Source organism: Thiohalospira halophila DSM 15071 (genome assembly GCF_900112605.1).
In the GTDB taxonomy this organism is placed as follows: Bacteria; Pseudomonadota; Gammaproteobacteria; order Thiohalospirales; family Thiohalospiraceae; genus Thiohalospira; species Thiohalospira halophila.
The window spans coordinates 68,637-82,122 of the sequence record NZ_FOMJ01000010.1; the positions used below are offsets into that span (position 1 = coordinate 68,637).

The 13,486-nt window shown below is 69.3% G+C and carries 15 protein-coding genes, 1 other RNA gene and 1 pseudogene; 6 read left to right on the top strand and 11 right to left on the bottom strand.

The annotated features are described in order from the left end of the window. Positions 1-95: 95 nt before the first annotated feature. Positions 96-1,148, bottom strand: coding sequence for a heat-inducible transcriptional repressor HrcA (gene hrcA, locus BM272_RS12250; RefSeq protein ID WP_093429083.1), 1,053 nt, complete (start codon positions 1,146-1,148; stop codon positions 96-98). Positions 1,149-1,287: 139 nt separating this feature from the next. Between hrcA and BM272_RS12255 the strand changes: the two genes are divergently transcribed. Continuing rightward, positions 1,288-2,181, top strand: coding sequence for an NAD(+) kinase (locus BM272_RS12255; RefSeq protein WP_093429084.1), 894 nt, complete (start codon positions 1,288-1,290; stop codon positions 2,179-2,181). Positions 2,182-2,226: 45 nt separating this feature from the next. Then, positions 2,227-3,915 (top strand): DNA repair protein RecN, encoded by a 1,689-nt coding sequence (recN, locus tag BM272_RS12260; RefSeq protein WP_093429085.1) that lies wholly within the window; start codon positions 2,227-2,229, stop codon positions 3,913-3,915. Positions 3,916-3,955: 40 nt separating this feature from the next. Here recN and fur read toward each other — a convergent pair whose 3' ends face one another. Then, the gene (gene fur, locus BM272_RS12265) at positions 3,956-4,372 is read right to left on the bottom strand and encodes a ferric iron uptake transcriptional regulator (RefSeq protein WP_205407812.1); all 417 of its coding nucleotides are present in this window, start codon (positions 4,370-4,372) and stop codon (positions 3,956-3,958) included. Positions 4,373-4,428: 56 nt separating this feature from the next. Here fur and BM272_RS12270 point away from each other — a divergent pair, with 56 nt between their 5' ends. Then, positions 4,429-4,896: an outer membrane protein assembly factor BamE gene (locus tag BM272_RS12270; RefSeq protein ID WP_093429087.1), complete on the top strand. Its 468-nt coding sequence runs from the start codon at positions 4,429-4,431 to the stop codon at positions 4,894-4,896. A gap of 35 nt (positions 4,897-4,931) precedes the next feature. Here the strand turns inward: BM272_RS12270 and BM272_RS12275 are convergent, their stop codons facing one another. From BM272_RS12275 to BM272_RS12285, 3 genes are read right to left on the bottom strand one after another with little or no spacing between them, the layout of a single operon-like run. Continuing rightward, complete coding sequence (locus tag BM272_RS12275) at positions 4,932-5,306, bottom strand: RnfH family protein (protein ID WP_093429088.1); 375 nt, start codon at positions 5,304-5,306, stop codon at positions 4,932-4,934. After that, positions 5,296-5,730: a type II toxin-antitoxin system RatA family toxin gene (locus tag BM272_RS12280; RefSeq protein WP_093429089.1), complete on the bottom strand. Its 435-nt coding sequence runs from the start codon at positions 5,728-5,730 to the stop codon at positions 5,296-5,298. The genes BM272_RS12275 and BM272_RS12280 overlap by 11 nt, the downstream gene beginning before the upstream one ends. A 1-nt stretch (position 5,731) precedes the next feature. Next, the gene (locus BM272_RS12285; RefSeq protein ID WP_093429090.1) at positions 5,732-7,099 is read right to left on the bottom strand and encodes a sodium-dependent transporter; all 1,368 of its coding nucleotides are present in this window, start codon (positions 7,097-7,099) and stop codon (positions 5,732-5,734) included. 120 nt (positions 7,100-7,219) lie between these two features. On the opposite strand from BM272_RS12285, the gene smpB reads away from it, so the two are divergent. From smpB to BM272_RS12300, 3 genes are all read left to right on the top strand, one after another. Further along, positions 7,220-7,705, top strand: coding sequence for an SsrA-binding protein SmpB (gene smpB, locus BM272_RS12290; RefSeq protein WP_093429091.1), 486 nt, complete (start codon positions 7,220-7,222; stop codon positions 7,703-7,705). A gap of 50 nt (positions 7,706-7,755) precedes the next feature. Further along, positions 7,756-8,114, top strand: a transfer-messenger RNA (tmRNA) gene (gene ssrA / locus BM272_RS12295). Positions 8,115-8,237: 123 nt separating this feature from the next. Further along, on the top strand, positions 8,238-8,702 hold the full coding sequence (locus BM272_RS12300; protein WP_093429092.1) for a hypothetical protein: 465 nt from the start codon (positions 8,238-8,240) through the stop codon (positions 8,700-8,702). Between the two features lie 141 nt (positions 8,703-8,843). On the opposite strand, the pseudogene BM272_RS12305 reads toward BM272_RS12300, so the two are convergent. From BM272_RS12305 to BM272_RS12330, 6 genes and pseudogenes are all read right to left on the bottom strand, one after another. After that, positions 8,844-9,023 (bottom strand): annotated as a pseudogene (locus tag BM272_RS12305) (sigma factor-like helix-turn-helix DNA-binding protein); the annotation flags it as partial. A gap of 41 nt (positions 9,024-9,064) precedes the next feature. Continuing rightward, a complete protein-coding gene (locus tag BM272_RS12310; protein ID WP_093429094.1) occupies positions 9,065-9,652 on the bottom strand; it encodes a hypothetical protein in 588 nt (195 codons plus the stop codon). A 34-nt stretch (positions 9,653-9,686) separates the two neighbouring features. Beyond that, positions 9,687-10,175 carry a hypothetical protein gene (locus BM272_RS12315; protein ID WP_143613272.1) on the bottom strand — a complete coding sequence of 163 codons (489 nt, stop codon included), beginning with the start codon at positions 10,173-10,175 and terminating at the stop codon, positions 9,687-9,689. 304 nt (positions 10,176-10,479) lie between these two features. After that, positions 10,480-10,677, bottom strand: coding sequence for a hypothetical protein (locus BM272_RS12320; RefSeq protein WP_093429096.1), 198 nt, complete (start codon positions 10,675-10,677; stop codon positions 10,480-10,482). Positions 10,678-10,821: 144 nt separating this feature from the next. Beyond that, the gene (locus BM272_RS12325) at positions 10,822-13,251 is read right to left on the bottom strand and encodes a phage/plasmid primase, P4 family (RefSeq protein ID WP_093429097.1); all 2,430 of its coding nucleotides are present in this window, start codon (positions 13,249-13,251) and stop codon (positions 10,822-10,824) included. Beyond that, positions 13,248-13,439 (bottom strand): helix-turn-helix transcriptional regulator, encoded by a 192-nt coding sequence (locus BM272_RS12330; protein WP_093429098.1) that lies wholly within the window; start codon positions 13,437-13,439, stop codon positions 13,248-13,250. The genes BM272_RS12325 and BM272_RS12330 overlap by 4 nt, the downstream gene beginning before the upstream one ends. Positions 13,440-13,486 lie beyond the last annotated feature (47 nt).

The window sequence follows — 13,486 nt, forward strand, 5'->3', positions numbered from 1 at the left end:
TCTCTCTTGTCCGTTTTCTGGATTAAAGCCGGGGCGCGCAACGGCGCCGATTCCCTCGCCTATGTGGGGTTCTTTGGCCGCGTTTCAAGGAGGGGTCACGTACCCCGGTTCAGGGCGGCCCCGAGCAGCCGGGCCGTTACGTCCACCACCGGGATCACGCGGTCGTACGCCATCCGGGTGGGCCCGATGACACCGAGTACCCCCAGGGTGCGGCCGTCGGCGCCGTAGGGGGCAGTGACCACCGAGAGGTCCTCGAAGACCTCGTAGCCGGACTCCTCGCCGATGAAGATCTGGACGCCGTCGGCCACCGAGGCGCGATCCAGCAGGTCCATGATGTCGCGCTTGCGGGAGAAGGTCTGGAAGAGTTCCCGGAGCTTGTCGGTATCCGCCATCTCCTCGTAGTCCAGGAGGTTGAACTCCCCCTCCATGACGTAATCACCGCTCTCCTCCTCCGGATCCGCGGCGAAGGCCTTCTCCGCCATCTGGATGGCGGTGACCATGAGCCGGTTGGCCGAATCCCGGGCCTGGCGCATCTCGCGCAGCAGGCCGGCGCGGATATCATGGAGGTTGCGCCCGGCGAAGTGGTGGTTGAGGTAGTTGGCCGCCTCCTGCAGCTCCGACTCGGAGAAGGCGCGCTCGGTATGGATGATCCGGTTCTGGACGTCGCGCTCGTTGATCACCCAGATGACCAGCACCCGCTCGTCATCCAGGCGCAGGAATTCGATGTGCCGGAAGGCCGCCTGCTCCTGGCGCGGGAGCACCACTACCCCCGCCATCCGGGTGATGGAGGAGAGCAGGGACGAGGCGTGGGAGTAGAGCTCCGGCGTGGTCGTATCCGGGTCGAGCTGGTCACTGAGGCTGTCCAGCTCGCCCTCGTCCAGGGAGCCGACGGTGAGCATACTATCCACGAAGAGCCGGTAACCCCGCGCGGTAGGGATGCGCCCGGCGGAGGTATGGGGCGAGCGCACCAGCCCCATCTCCTCCAGGTCGGCCATGATGTTGCGGATGGTCGCGGGGCTGACGTTGAGCCCCGAGGCCCGGGACAGGGCGCGCGACCCCTGGGGCTGACCCTCATTGATATGCCGCTCGACCAGGGTCTTGAGCAGGGTCAGGGCTCGCTCGCTGAGGTTGTGGGTCTCGTCGGTCACGGTCTCTCGTCGGCGTCCGCCCTCTGGCACTCACCCATCGCGAGTGCTAACGAACGCTATCAGCGCCCCGCACGCCCGTCAAGCCGGGCTTGGTGGCCTCCCCGGCCCGTGCTAATTTCCCTGCAAGGAGGGAATCCCAATGACCCACGCGCGCTTCGACACCGTCGGCCTCATCGGCAAGTACAGCGACCCCGGCATGAGCGATGCCCTGGGCCGGGTGGCCGACTTCCTCACCGCCCGCGACCGCCGCGTACTCCTCGACGAGAGTACCGCCGCGGTCTGCGCCGGCCACGACCTGGAGGTGGCCACTCGCGCGGGGCTGGGGGAGCACGCCGACCTCATCATCGTCGTCGGCGGCGACGGCACCCTGCTCAACGCCGCCCGCACCCTGGCCGACTACGGCCCCCTGCTGGTGGGCGTGAACCTGGGCCGACTGGGCTTTCTCACCGACATCTCCCCGGACCACCTGGAGGACCGCCTGGAGGCGATCCTCGAGGGCTACTACCACGTGGAGGACCGCTTCCTTCTGAAGGCGAGCATCCAGCGTGACGGCCAGACCATCAGCGAGGCCACCGCCCTCAACGACACGGTCATCCACAAGTGGGAGATCGCCCGGATGATCGAGGTGGACACCTACATCGACGGGCGCTTCCTCAACTCCATCCGGGCCGACGGGCTCATCGTCTCCACCCCCACCGGCTCCACCGCCTACGCCCTCTCCGGCGGCGGCCCCATCCTGGAGCCGTCGCTGAATGCCATGACCCTGGTGCCCATCTGCCCGCATACCCTCTCCAACCGCCCCATCGTCGTCGGCGGCGATCGCCACGTGGAGCTGCGGGTCAGCGCCAACGGCCAGCCCCAGGCGCAGCTCACCTGCGACGGCCAGATGAACCTCGGCCTGGCCGCCGGCGACCGGGTCATCATCAGCAAGCACCCGGCCCCGCTCCACCTGCTCCACCCCGCGGACCACGACCATTACGAGATCCTGCGCGCCAAGCTCCACTGGGGCGGCCCCCCGCTCGGCACCGACTAGGGGCGACGCTTGTCCGGGCCGTGCAGGAGGCCGCATACTTGCTCCATGCTGCGCTCCATCCACATCCGCGATTTCGCCATCGTCCAGGCCCTGGAGCTCGACTTCGAGGCCGGCCTCACCGTGCTCACCGGCGAGACCGGCGCCGGCAAGTCCATCCTCCTGGACGCCCTGGGCCTGGCCCTGGGTGACCGGGCCGACAGCGCCCATGTCCGCGCCGGTGCCGACCGGGCCGAGGTCAACGCCGAGTTCGATACCACCGGCCTGGAGGCCGTCCAGAACTGGCTGACCGAACAGGAGCTGGACGAGGACGAGCCGGAACTCCGCGTCCGCCGGACCGTGGGCGCCGATGGCCGCTCCCGCGCCTGGATCAACGGCCGGCCGGTGGCCATCTCCGCCCTGCGTGAACTCGGCGAGCGGCTGGTGGACATCCACGGCCAGCACGCCCACCAGTCGCTGCTCCGCCGCGAGGCCCAGCGCGACCGGGTGGACGAGTACGCCGGCGCCCACGAGCTGCGCAGCCGGGTGGCCGCCGCCCACCGTCGGGAGCGCGAGCTGGCCTCGGAGCTGGCGGCCCTGCAGCAGGCGGACAGCGACCGCGAGGCGCGCCGGGAGCTGCTGGCCTACCAGGTGGAGGAGCTGGAGGCACTGGCCCTGGAGGAGGGCGAACCCGACCGCCTGGAGGCCGAGCACGAGCGCCTCTCCCACGCCCGCCAGCTGCTGGAGGCCTGCGAGCGCGCCATCGCCGTGCTGCACGAGGGCGAGGAGATCACCGCCGCCGGGCTCCTGGGCCGGACCACCAGCGAACTCGGCAGCCTGCGAGAGGTGGATGCCGGCCTGGGTCCCGCGGCCGACCTGGTGGAATCGGCGGCCGTCCAGATCAACGAGGCCACCACCGAGCTGCGCCACTACCGCGACGGCCTGGAGCTCGACCCGGAGCGGCTGGCCGCGGTGGAACAGCGGCTGGACACCGCCCACGAACTGGCCCGCAAGCACCGCTGCGAGCTGGACGAACTGCCCGGCCTGCTACCCCGGCTGCGCGAGGAGCTCGACGGCCTGGACGCCTCCGGCGACCGGCTCCAGCGGCTGGAATCCGAGCGCGCGGAGGCCGCCGCCGAGTACCGCGAGGCGGCCGAGGCGCTGACCGCCGCCCGGAAGGCCGCCGGCGAGGCGCTGGCCGAACAGGTCAACGGCCACCTCCCGGAGCTGGGGCTGGCCAATGCCCGCTTCGAGGTCGCCCTGGAGCCCCTGGAGAGCCCCGGCGCCCAGGGCGCCGAGGCGGTCCAGTTCCAGGTCACCACCAACCCCGGCCAGCCCCTGCGGCCCCTGCAGCGGGTGGCCTCCGGCGGCGAACTGGCCCGGATCAGCCTCGCCATCCAGGTGGTCACGGCGCGCAACGCCGCCATCCCGGTGCTGGTCTTCGACGAGGTGGATGTGGGTATCGGTGGCGGCGTCGCCGAGATGGTGGGCCGCCGGCTGCGCCAGCTCGGGGAGGAGTACCAGGTGCTCTGCGTCACCCACCAGCCCCAGGTGGCCGCTCAGGCGCACAACCACCTGCAGGTGGCCAAGGCGACCGATACGGATTCCGTGGAGACGGTCATCACCCCCCTGGACGAGGCGGAGCGGACCCGGGAGGTGGCGCGGATGCTGGGCGGCGTCGAGATCACCGACCAGACCCTCTCCCACGCCGAGGAGATGATCCGGCGCGGCCGGGAGGCGGCCGCCGCCAGCGCCTGAGGCAGTTGCCGGGAGAGTAGCGGGAGGGTTCCGGAGGCCTTTACTTGGCCTTTTGGCAGTCGGGGCAGACGCCGTAGATGTAGAGGCAGTGGCCTGTCATCTCGTAGCCGTAGTCATCGGCGATGGCCTTCTGGCGCTGCTCGATGGTCTCGTCCATGAACTCGTCGATCCGTCCGCAGCGCACGCAGAGCAGGTGGTCGTGGTGCTCCCCCTCGTTGAGCTCGAAGACCGAGTGGCCGCCCTCGAAGTGGTGGCGTTCCACCAGACCGGCCGCCTCGAACTGGGTCAGCACCCGGTAGACGGTGGCCAGTCCGATCTCCTCGCCGGCCTCCAGCAGGGCCTTGTAGACATCCTCGGCGCTCATGTGGCGCTCGGTGGCGTGCTCCAGGATCTCGAGGATCTTGAGCCGCGGTAGGGTGGCCTTGAGGCCCAGCTTCTTCAGCTCTTGGCTTTGCACGTTTGCCCCCTGTAGGATGCTCGTTTTGGCCCTGTCAGAGCCGGCTGGAAGCGTAAATGCAACGCACTCTCGTTACAACCACACTTTCCCTGTCACTACTGGTGGTGCTCCTCGGCGGGTGCGTTCACAAGCCGGATATCCAGCAGGGCAACCTGGTCACCCCGGAGATGCGAGACCAGCTCCGCGAGGGCATGTCGGCCAGCCAGGTTCGCCGCGTTGCCGGCTCCCCCATGCTGGTGGATCCCTTCCATCCGCGGCAGTGGGTCTATGCCTATCGCTACCGCCGCGACGGCGAGCAGGTGGCCGACTACACCCTGACCGTCCGCTTCGACGAGGCCGGACAGGTAGCCAGCATCCGGGGCGACGTGCCGCCGGAGGGTCGCCACCGCGAACTCGTGCGAGGGAGCGAGGCCCGCACCACGCCCACCGATCCGGGTCAGCCAGTGGCGCCCAGCTCCCCCGCCGGCGGTGGGGGTGGCGCGCCTCAGCCCGGCGGCGGCATGCCGGCGCCGGGCACACCCTGATCACGGCCCCGGGCCGCCGCCACATCTAGCGGCCGTCAGGCCTCTTCGCCACTCCCCTCGCCGGCCGATTCCTCCGGCTCCCCGGCCGGGTCCTTGCCCTTCTTCTGCTTGGCACGCTGACGCCGAACCTCCTTGGGGTCGGCGATGAGGGGGCGATAGACCTCCACCCGATCGCCGTCGCGCAGGGGCTGGTCCGGCTTGATCAGCTTGCCGAAGACACCGAGCTTGTTCTCCCCCATGAGGTCGATGTCGGGGAACTTGTCCAGGATCCCGGAGCGCTCCACCGCCTGCCGGGCCGTGATCCCCGGCTCGGCCTCGAAGCTCAGCAGGACCTGGCTCTCCGGCCGTGCATGGGCCACTTCAACCTTGATGGGCCCGCTGCTCTCCTGGTTGGCCGCCTCATCCGCCATGCACGGCCTCCGCACGCTTGCTGAAGGCATCCACCAGGCTGTTGGCCACCTGGGTAAAGACCGGCCCCATGGCCATGCCGACGATGCGGCTGCTGAACTCGAAGGTGAGATCCAGCGAGACCCGGCACCCATCCTCCCCCAGCGGCTCGAAGCGCCAGAACCCCTCCAGATGGTGGAACGGTCCATCCACCAGATGGACCTCGATAAGGCTGGGCCAGTGGTTGTAATTCCGCGTGGTAAAGGACTTGTGGATGGAGCCGTAGGCCAGCTCCAGGGTCGCCTTCACGGAGTCCTCGTTGCGCTCCAGCTCCTGGGCCGAACGGCACCAGGGGAGGAATTCGGGGTAGTGCGGGATATCGTCCACCAGGCGGAACACCTGTTCCGCGGACTGGGGGAGCAGCGCCTGACGATGGATGGTGGTCATCCTACCCTCCGATAAGGCCGATGGCGTGGAGGAAGACGATCCCCACCCCCACCGGCGTGACGTAGCGAACCAGGCCGTACCAGACCCGGAACAGGAGGCCGGTCAGCCCCACCTCCTCTATGACAGCCGAGCGCGGCATCACCCAGCCGGCAAAGATGGCGATGAGCAGCCCGCCCAGCGGCAGCATGATATTGGTGGTCAGGTAATCGGCGAAGCCGAACCAGGTCAGGCCGAAGAAGATATCGAAGCCGGAGGCCACGTTCAGGGAGACCACCGACCCCAGGCCCACAACCCAGGCCGCCCCGCCGCTGGCCACCGCGGCCGGAATCCGGCCCCAGTCCCGGTTCTCCACCAGGTAGGCGACCATGGGCTCGATGAGCGAGATGGCCGATGTCCAGGCGGCGAAGACCAGGAGCAGGAAGAAGAGCGTCCCGAAGAACACCCCGCCCGGCATGGCACCGAAGGCCAGCGGCAGGGTCTCGAAGATGAGCCCGGGCCCGCTGCTCGGGCTGAGACCGTGGGTGAAGACCAGCGGGAAGATGGCAATGCCGGCCAGCAGGGCGACGGTGGTGTCCATCACGGCGATGGTGGCCGCCGTGCGCGGGATGGAAGCATCCGCCGGCAGGTAGGAGCCGTAGACCATGATGGCCCCCATCCCCAGGCTCAGGGTAAAGAAGGCCTGCCCCATGGCCGCCAGGATCCCATTGGCGGAGAGGGCGCCGAAGTCGGGCCGCAGCAGGAAGGCCAGCCCCTCGTCGAAACCGCTGCTCTGCATGGCGTAGCCGGTGAGCACCACCAGCAGCAGGAAGAGCGCCGGCATGAGATAGCGCACCGCCTGCTCCAGGCCGCTCTGGACCCCCCGGGCGACCACGCCGATGGTCAGGGCCATGAAGAGGGTATGCCAGAGGAGCAGCCGCCACGGGTCCCCTTTGAGATCGTTGAACAGCGCCGTAATGGTGGCCGACTCGACACCCACGAAGGCACCGGACGCCGCCTCCCCCACGTAACTCAGAGCCCAGCCGGCCACCACGCTGTAGAAGGAGAGGATGATGAAACCGGCCAGCACCCCCAGCCAGCCCACGAAGCGCCACCCATCCCAGTGGGCGCCGTCGGCTACCAGGGCCCGCATGGTGTTGATGGGGCTCTGCCGCCCCCGTCGGCCGATGAGGATCTCGCCGATCATCACCGGAAGCCCGATGATGGCGATACAGGCGAGGTAGACGAGGACGAAGGCGCCTCCCCCGTTCTCCCCCGCCATGTAGGGGAACTTCCAGATGTTCCCGAGCCCCACGGCGGAGCCGGTAGCGGCCATGATGAAGATCCAGCGCGAGGACCACTGGCCGTGATACGAGGTGCGTTGAGCGGACATACCTGCCTCTCGGGCTGCCGGAACCGCGAGGCGGTATTGTGGTGGAAAGCCCCCACCCCCTCAAGACGGCGGGGCAGAAAGCGGTATCAGCCAGCGGCTTGCGGGCGTTATAATGCGTTCATGGCTAAGGGGACGAAAAAGGGCAAGCTCGGCGAGAATGTCATCGCCGTCAACCGCAAGGCCCGCCACGACTTCACCATCGAGGAGACCTTCGAGGCGGGCGTGGCGCTGGAGGGCTGGGAGGTCAAGGCGCTGCGCGCCGGCCGGGCCCAGATCCAGGAGGCCTATGTCCTCATCCACCACGGCGAGGCCTTCCTCCTGGGCGGGCTCATCACCCCTCTGCCCACCGCCTCCACCCACGTCGTGGCCGACCCCCAGCGCACGCGCAAGCTCCTGCTCCACAAGGACGAGCTCAAGAAGCTCATCGGCGCCACCGAGCAGAAGGGCTACACCGTCGTCCCGCTGCAGCTCCACTGGAAGCGCGGCAAGGCCAAGCTGGACATCGGCCTGGCCAAGGGCAAGAAGAAGCATGACAAGCGCGCCGACATCAAGGAACGCGACTGGGAGCGCGAGCGCGCCCGTCTGCTCAAGGAAAAGAATCGCTGATCACCCTTGGAAGGGAACCCTCCCGACCCTATACTGTCTTATGTAGCAACGGGGGCGACCTGGGTTCGACGTGGAAGAGGACGCCCGAGGTGCATGCCGAGGATGCAGAGTCCCTCGTAAATCCCTCTGCAAAAAAGATAGTTGCCAACGACGACAACTACGCCCTAGCCGCTTAAAGACGGCTAGCCTCCGCCCCGAGGTGTGCCTGTTCACACGGGTAGCGGGGGTCGCCAATAACAGGATCGCGGGAAGGTTCGTCCAGGGCCGACCCGTTAAACCCCAACTGGACTAGTTGGCCGTGCTCCCTGTCCGTCGGGTAGCGGTCAGCGAATGTAATGGACGGACTAAGCATGTAGAGCCGACGGTAGAATCTCCGCGGACGCGGGTTCAATTCCCGCCGCCTCCACCATCCATCCCGGAGAATCAATCACTTAGGAGCGATTCTCCAACGGGTATGCCAACCGGCATGCCATCCCCGAAACGGTAGGATCGGCCTTCCCTGATCACACGGACCACGAACAGGAGAAGCGCCATGCAGTACCTCAACACCCGCATCCCCGAAGGTCGCACCGTCGAGGGCCTGGAGTACGGGAGCCACGTCACGGCCCCCGACCGTAGCTGGAGCGGCTACCACGTCCGGCCGGCCGATAGCGACCTCCCCATGATGGTGGCCCGCCTGACCCCGGCCACGGATGAACAGGAAGACAGCGACGCGGAGACGGTGGAAGCCATCGAAGCGGAGATCCTGGAGCGGATGACCACGGCGGAGCATGTGGTCACCGCGTTCGGCAACGACGGCCAACGCTGGACCCACCCGGTCAGCGGCGACACGCTGGCGGAGTTCGCGGAAGCCCAGGGCGCCAGGGTCGAGCGCCAGGAGGAAGGGCTGGACGAAGCAACCCGCTTCGCATTCCAGGACGGCTCGGCCATCGTCGCGAAGGGCGGCGGCTGGGATATTGAGGGCGCGGAGCCCTATAGCTGGGAAGGTGCGGAGTGAGGTAGACTCGCCCGCACAACGCGAAGGGAAGCCGGATCGGGGCCGCTCAGGGATGGGCGGCCCCTTTTCGTGCGCGCATGAAAAAGCCCCGCGCGCTGGCGGGGCGTGGATGGTGTGGTCACAGGGGGCGAGCCGGGCCGGCTACAGATCGTCGGCTTCCAGGCTCGACCCGGGGCCGCCGATCCGCTCCGGTAGGAGGTCGTCGAGGCCCAATCCCCGCGCCTCCAGGTTCCGCCGGAGCTTCGCCAGGGCCTGCGCTTCGATCTGGCGGGCGCGTTCCCGCGTGACCCCCAGCTCGGCGCCGACTTGCTCCAACGTGGCGCCGCCGCGCGGGATTTCGTCCCGGCTCGACCCGCTCATGGCTACCGGCCCCAGCCCGCCGGCAGGTCATCGAGGGTCAGCAGCCCTTTACCCACGGCCTGCTTGGCGGCGGTCTGGAGCCCCTGCCCCAGCGGGCCGCGAAGGGCGAACGGGGGCAGCCCGGCCGACTCGGCGGAATTTCCGGGTAGCTGGTCCTGGATGGCGTGATAACGCTCCATCGCCGCGGCCAGCTCGGCCACCAGCCGGGCTTGCTCGGCCACCAGCGCATCCCACCCGGGCCGGATCGCATCGCCCACCGCGCGGGCGGCCTGCCTCTCCAGCGCCTCTACACGCTCGGCCGCTTCGGCGGCGGCCACGCTGGCCTGGTGGCGGCGGGTCTGCAGTGCCTCCAGCTCCGCCCGGTTGCTCTGGACCGGCTCGGCCAGGGCCGCGTCCAGGTCGTCGGCGTCCAGCAGCGCCGACGGGTCCGGCGCCTCGGACAGCCGCCGGGACTCCTCCGCGATCTGGCTGTCCAACCGGCTGACAGCGGCCCGCAGCTCGTCCCGGCGCTGGCGGGCGGCCCGCAGCTCCGGCGACAGGTCATCCACAGCGGGGACGTTCTCGGGGGTCAGTTCGTTCTTGCGTTTCATGTTGGCATACCTCTTGCTTGCTAGTGGTGGCCGGCTACTCGCCGGCGGCTACTCGCAGGGCGGCCGCCGCCTGGCGACCGTCGATCTGCCCGTGGTGGGCCAGGCTCTGCGCTACGGCAAGCAACCCGGCCCGGTATTTGTGGATGGCGGCGAGGGCCAGCGCCTCGCCCCGCAGTCGAAGCCGGCGGCCCGCGGACTCGTCGGAGCCGGCCAGCTCGAAATCGACTAGCCGCTGGTCGTCGGCGCTGATACAGTCCGGCCACTGGCCGCCGGCCAGGTGACGCTCGGCCAGCGGGCCACCCAGCGCACCGGCGATCCGCGGCGCCGACGTGGTGAGGTTCGGCAGGTCGTACCGGCAGCGGCCGCCCTCGGCGTAAACCTCCCCGCCACGGAGCGTGGCCCCGTGAGCCCAGGCCACGGTGAGGTGGCCGGCCTCATGGACGGCAGCCCGCCACCGCTGCAGCCCCACGCCGGGAGGGGGCGGCGCCGGTCGCGGCGGCGGTCGGCGTTGCTCCAATTCCACACGGGCCTCGGCCCTCGCGCGTGCGCGCGCACGACTGGCGGTTGGCATGGTACTTGCACCTTGCTTCATGGGGTTTCTCCCGAAATATTCCCGGCAAGCGATCTAGATTGGGTGCCCGCCCTGCTCCGTCGCCTCCAGGTTGTCAACTTTTTTCCAGCTTCTCGCCGCGAAAAGTAATCCCCCGGCTATGCGTGTGTTAGCGGTCAGAATCGAGTTCCCGCGCCGTTCCGCCGCCGCCAGCCCCTGAACTTTTTTCCGACTTCTGCGCATCGAAGCGACCGCCGGGGGCTGGCGGTGGCGACGGTCAGCCGAAGCGCGGTGGCACCAACTTCGCCGCCTCCCAGGCTGCCCCCAGGTCGCCAGCTTCGGCGGCCCACAGGAGCGCGTCGGCAGCGGCAAGCGCCTTCACGGCGGCCGGGTACGGGTTCGGGCTGTCGGCTCCCTCGCTGCCTGCCATGATTTTTGCTGCTAATTCCACACGGAATTGCTGATCGTCGCTCATTTTTCTGTCTCCTCTGAAATTTCACAGTTTTGATGACTCGAATGACGGGTCTGACGCTTCGCCCATTTTTAGCCGTCATATGTATTAGGGATGGTTTCTCGCGGACGCCGAAAATATGTGCAAGCGTCAGACCCGTCAGGACCGTCATGGCCGCATGGCGTGACCATCCAGCCGGCGGGCATCCTCGGTCCTCCGAATGTGGAAACCGCGCTCCCTCAACGCTTGCCCGAACGCTCGCTGACTCCACGGCCGCTCGCCCCGCCGGGTGGTCCACGCGGTATGCGCCGCGTGCAGCTCGCCCACTGGGACTCCGGGGCCGGTCGGGTCAGCGGTCACCAGCTCGGTCAGGAACTGCCCCAGGGTGTCCTCCCCGGCCAGGTACTCCGCCGCGGCCGCGTGGACCCGCTCCGGCGCCTGGAGCCCGTCTCGATACCACGCGACCGCTCCCTCGATGGCCCACCGCAGGATGGCCGGGAACTCCGCTCGCAGGATGGCCGGGAGGCCGGGGTCCTGTCGTTCCGGCGGCAGGCTCTGGTCGAAGGGGATCAGGTGCAGGCGCCGGGTGATGGCGGCGTCCACGGTCCCCAGGCTGGGCAGGTGGTTCCCCACGACCGTCAGCAGGCATTGCGGCCGGAACTCGAAGAAGTCTGACCGCATCCGCCGGGCGGCGATGGGGTCACCGCTCGAAAGATCCTTCACCAGGCTCGCGTTCCAGGAGCGCCCGGCCGGGATTTCACTCGTCACCGCCAGCCGGGCGCCGGCCAGGCTGGCGAGGTCGGTCGGGTGCCGCTGGCCACTGGTAAGCAGCAGCGCCTCGGCCGGCAGCCGGACGGCGTAATCCGCCAGCAACTCGAAAAGGGCATTGATCAGGGTAGACTTCCCGTCACCGCCCGGGCCGTGGATGAAGGCGACGGCGTGCTCGTCCACACGGCCGGTAAGCATGTAGCCGGCCAGCCGCTGCAGGTAGTCGGCCAGCTCCCGGTCGCCGCCGGTCGCCGTCTCCAGGAAGGCCAGCCAGCGGGCGGGCGTGGCGCCCGGCTCGGCTGGTGTGGCCGCCGTCAGCTTGGTCACACCATCGGCCGGTGTGGCCGCCCGCAGCTCGCCGCTCCGCAGGTCCACGACGCCGCCGGGTGTCCCCAGGAGGTCGGCGTCGGCGTCGAACTGATCGGGGCCGGCGGTCAGGTCGGGGTTGCTACGTGCCGTCGACTCCACGTTGGCCCTGCTCTGCGCCTGGCGGAGCTGACGGGATTCGCCCCTGGCCCACTTTTGCAGCTTCTCGCCGGCCTCCGGCTCCATCGTCGCCGCGCGGGTGGCGGCCCACCGCTCCAGGTCGGCGGCCACGGTGCGCAGAAAATCGCGGACCTCCGATAGGTGACGCAGGCGCTCGTCGGGCTTCCAGCGGCTCCCGGTCCAGAAGAGCCACCGCCCCCAGGCGGCGACGTAGCGGGCGCGGTCATTCCAGCCGCCGGCCGCACCCAGGGCGAGCGCGAGGCCGTCATGGGACAGGTCCGGCGTCCCCGGTTCGTCGGGATCGAATACCGCCCCACCCGTGGCCGCTGGCTCCACCCCGCCCCGCTGGTGGACCTCCGTCTGGCGCTCGCAGGCCCGGGCGATGGTGCGCGGGAGGTAATCGGCCCTCTCCCACTTCTCCCGGGCCAGCTCGGAGCGGCGCATCAACCGTTCCATCCGGCCTGTATCGCACCCGGTCCAAAAGGCGAGATGCTGGGCAAGAGCGGCGTCGGCGTGGCTGGCGTCGAAGGCTCGCCCCTGCTCCGGGTCGGGCCACTGGCGCCCCAGGGCGTCCTCGTCGCCGTGCCACAGGTCCGCGAAGGTCACACCGTGGCCGAATACGGCCCGGGCGCCGCCGGACTCGAGCGCAGCGGCCAGGAGGTCGTCGTCATCGGCGTGACCATCCCAGTCCGACCGCGGCCCCTCGTCGGGGACCTCGCCGCCGGTGCCGCCCGCAGGCGCGGGGAACAGGTCGTGGATCGTCTGGTACAGGGCGAGCGTCTGGTCGGCGTCCATCGAGCCCCGGGCGCCGCTTCCGGTCAGGGCGATGAAGCGGCCGCTGGTGTAGAGCTCCAACCCCTCGGCCACGTTCTTGCAGCCGTGGGCAGGCTCGGGGCCGGTATAGCTGCCGATGATGTGGAGCCCGTCGCCGGAGTAGCCGACCTCCACGTAGGCGCCGGCGAACCGTTGGCACAGCTCCACCGCCCGGGGGCTCCACTGGCCGTCGCGCAGGCAGTGGTCTAGGTCCAGCGCGAACAGCGGGTCCCCGGCGGTCAGTACCAGGGCGACCCCCAGGCCCCGGGCGGCGGCTTGCGCGTCGGCGGTCGCTCGGTCTACGTGGTGCGCGGGGTCGTGGGCGTTGACAGTCTCCCCCGTGTGCGGGGATACCGGGAACTTCTGCCACTTCTGGCGGCCGGCGTCCCATTCCGGCCGCCACAGGATGAAGGCGACCTTGTTGACATTGCCGACAACGCGGGCGATATTGGGGGCGCTAGTGGTGAAATCTCGGCCCTCGCTCCCGGTGGCCGCCGGGGCGGGGGCTTTCTCGTTGAGGCCCTCCATCATTCCGCCCCGGCAGCGGCCGCGCGCTCGGCCAGCCACGCTTCGATGTCGCTCTCGCGCCAGCGGGAGCAATTGGGCGCCAGGCGGATCGGTTGCGGGAAGTCGCCCCCGGCCGCCCACCGCCAGGGCGTGGTCCTGTGGACACCTAGGCGGGCGGCGAGGTCACGGTCAGTAAGAAATTGGTCGGTCATCGTCTGCCCCGTTGCTTGGCTTTGCAGGGCAAACGATAGGGGGCGGC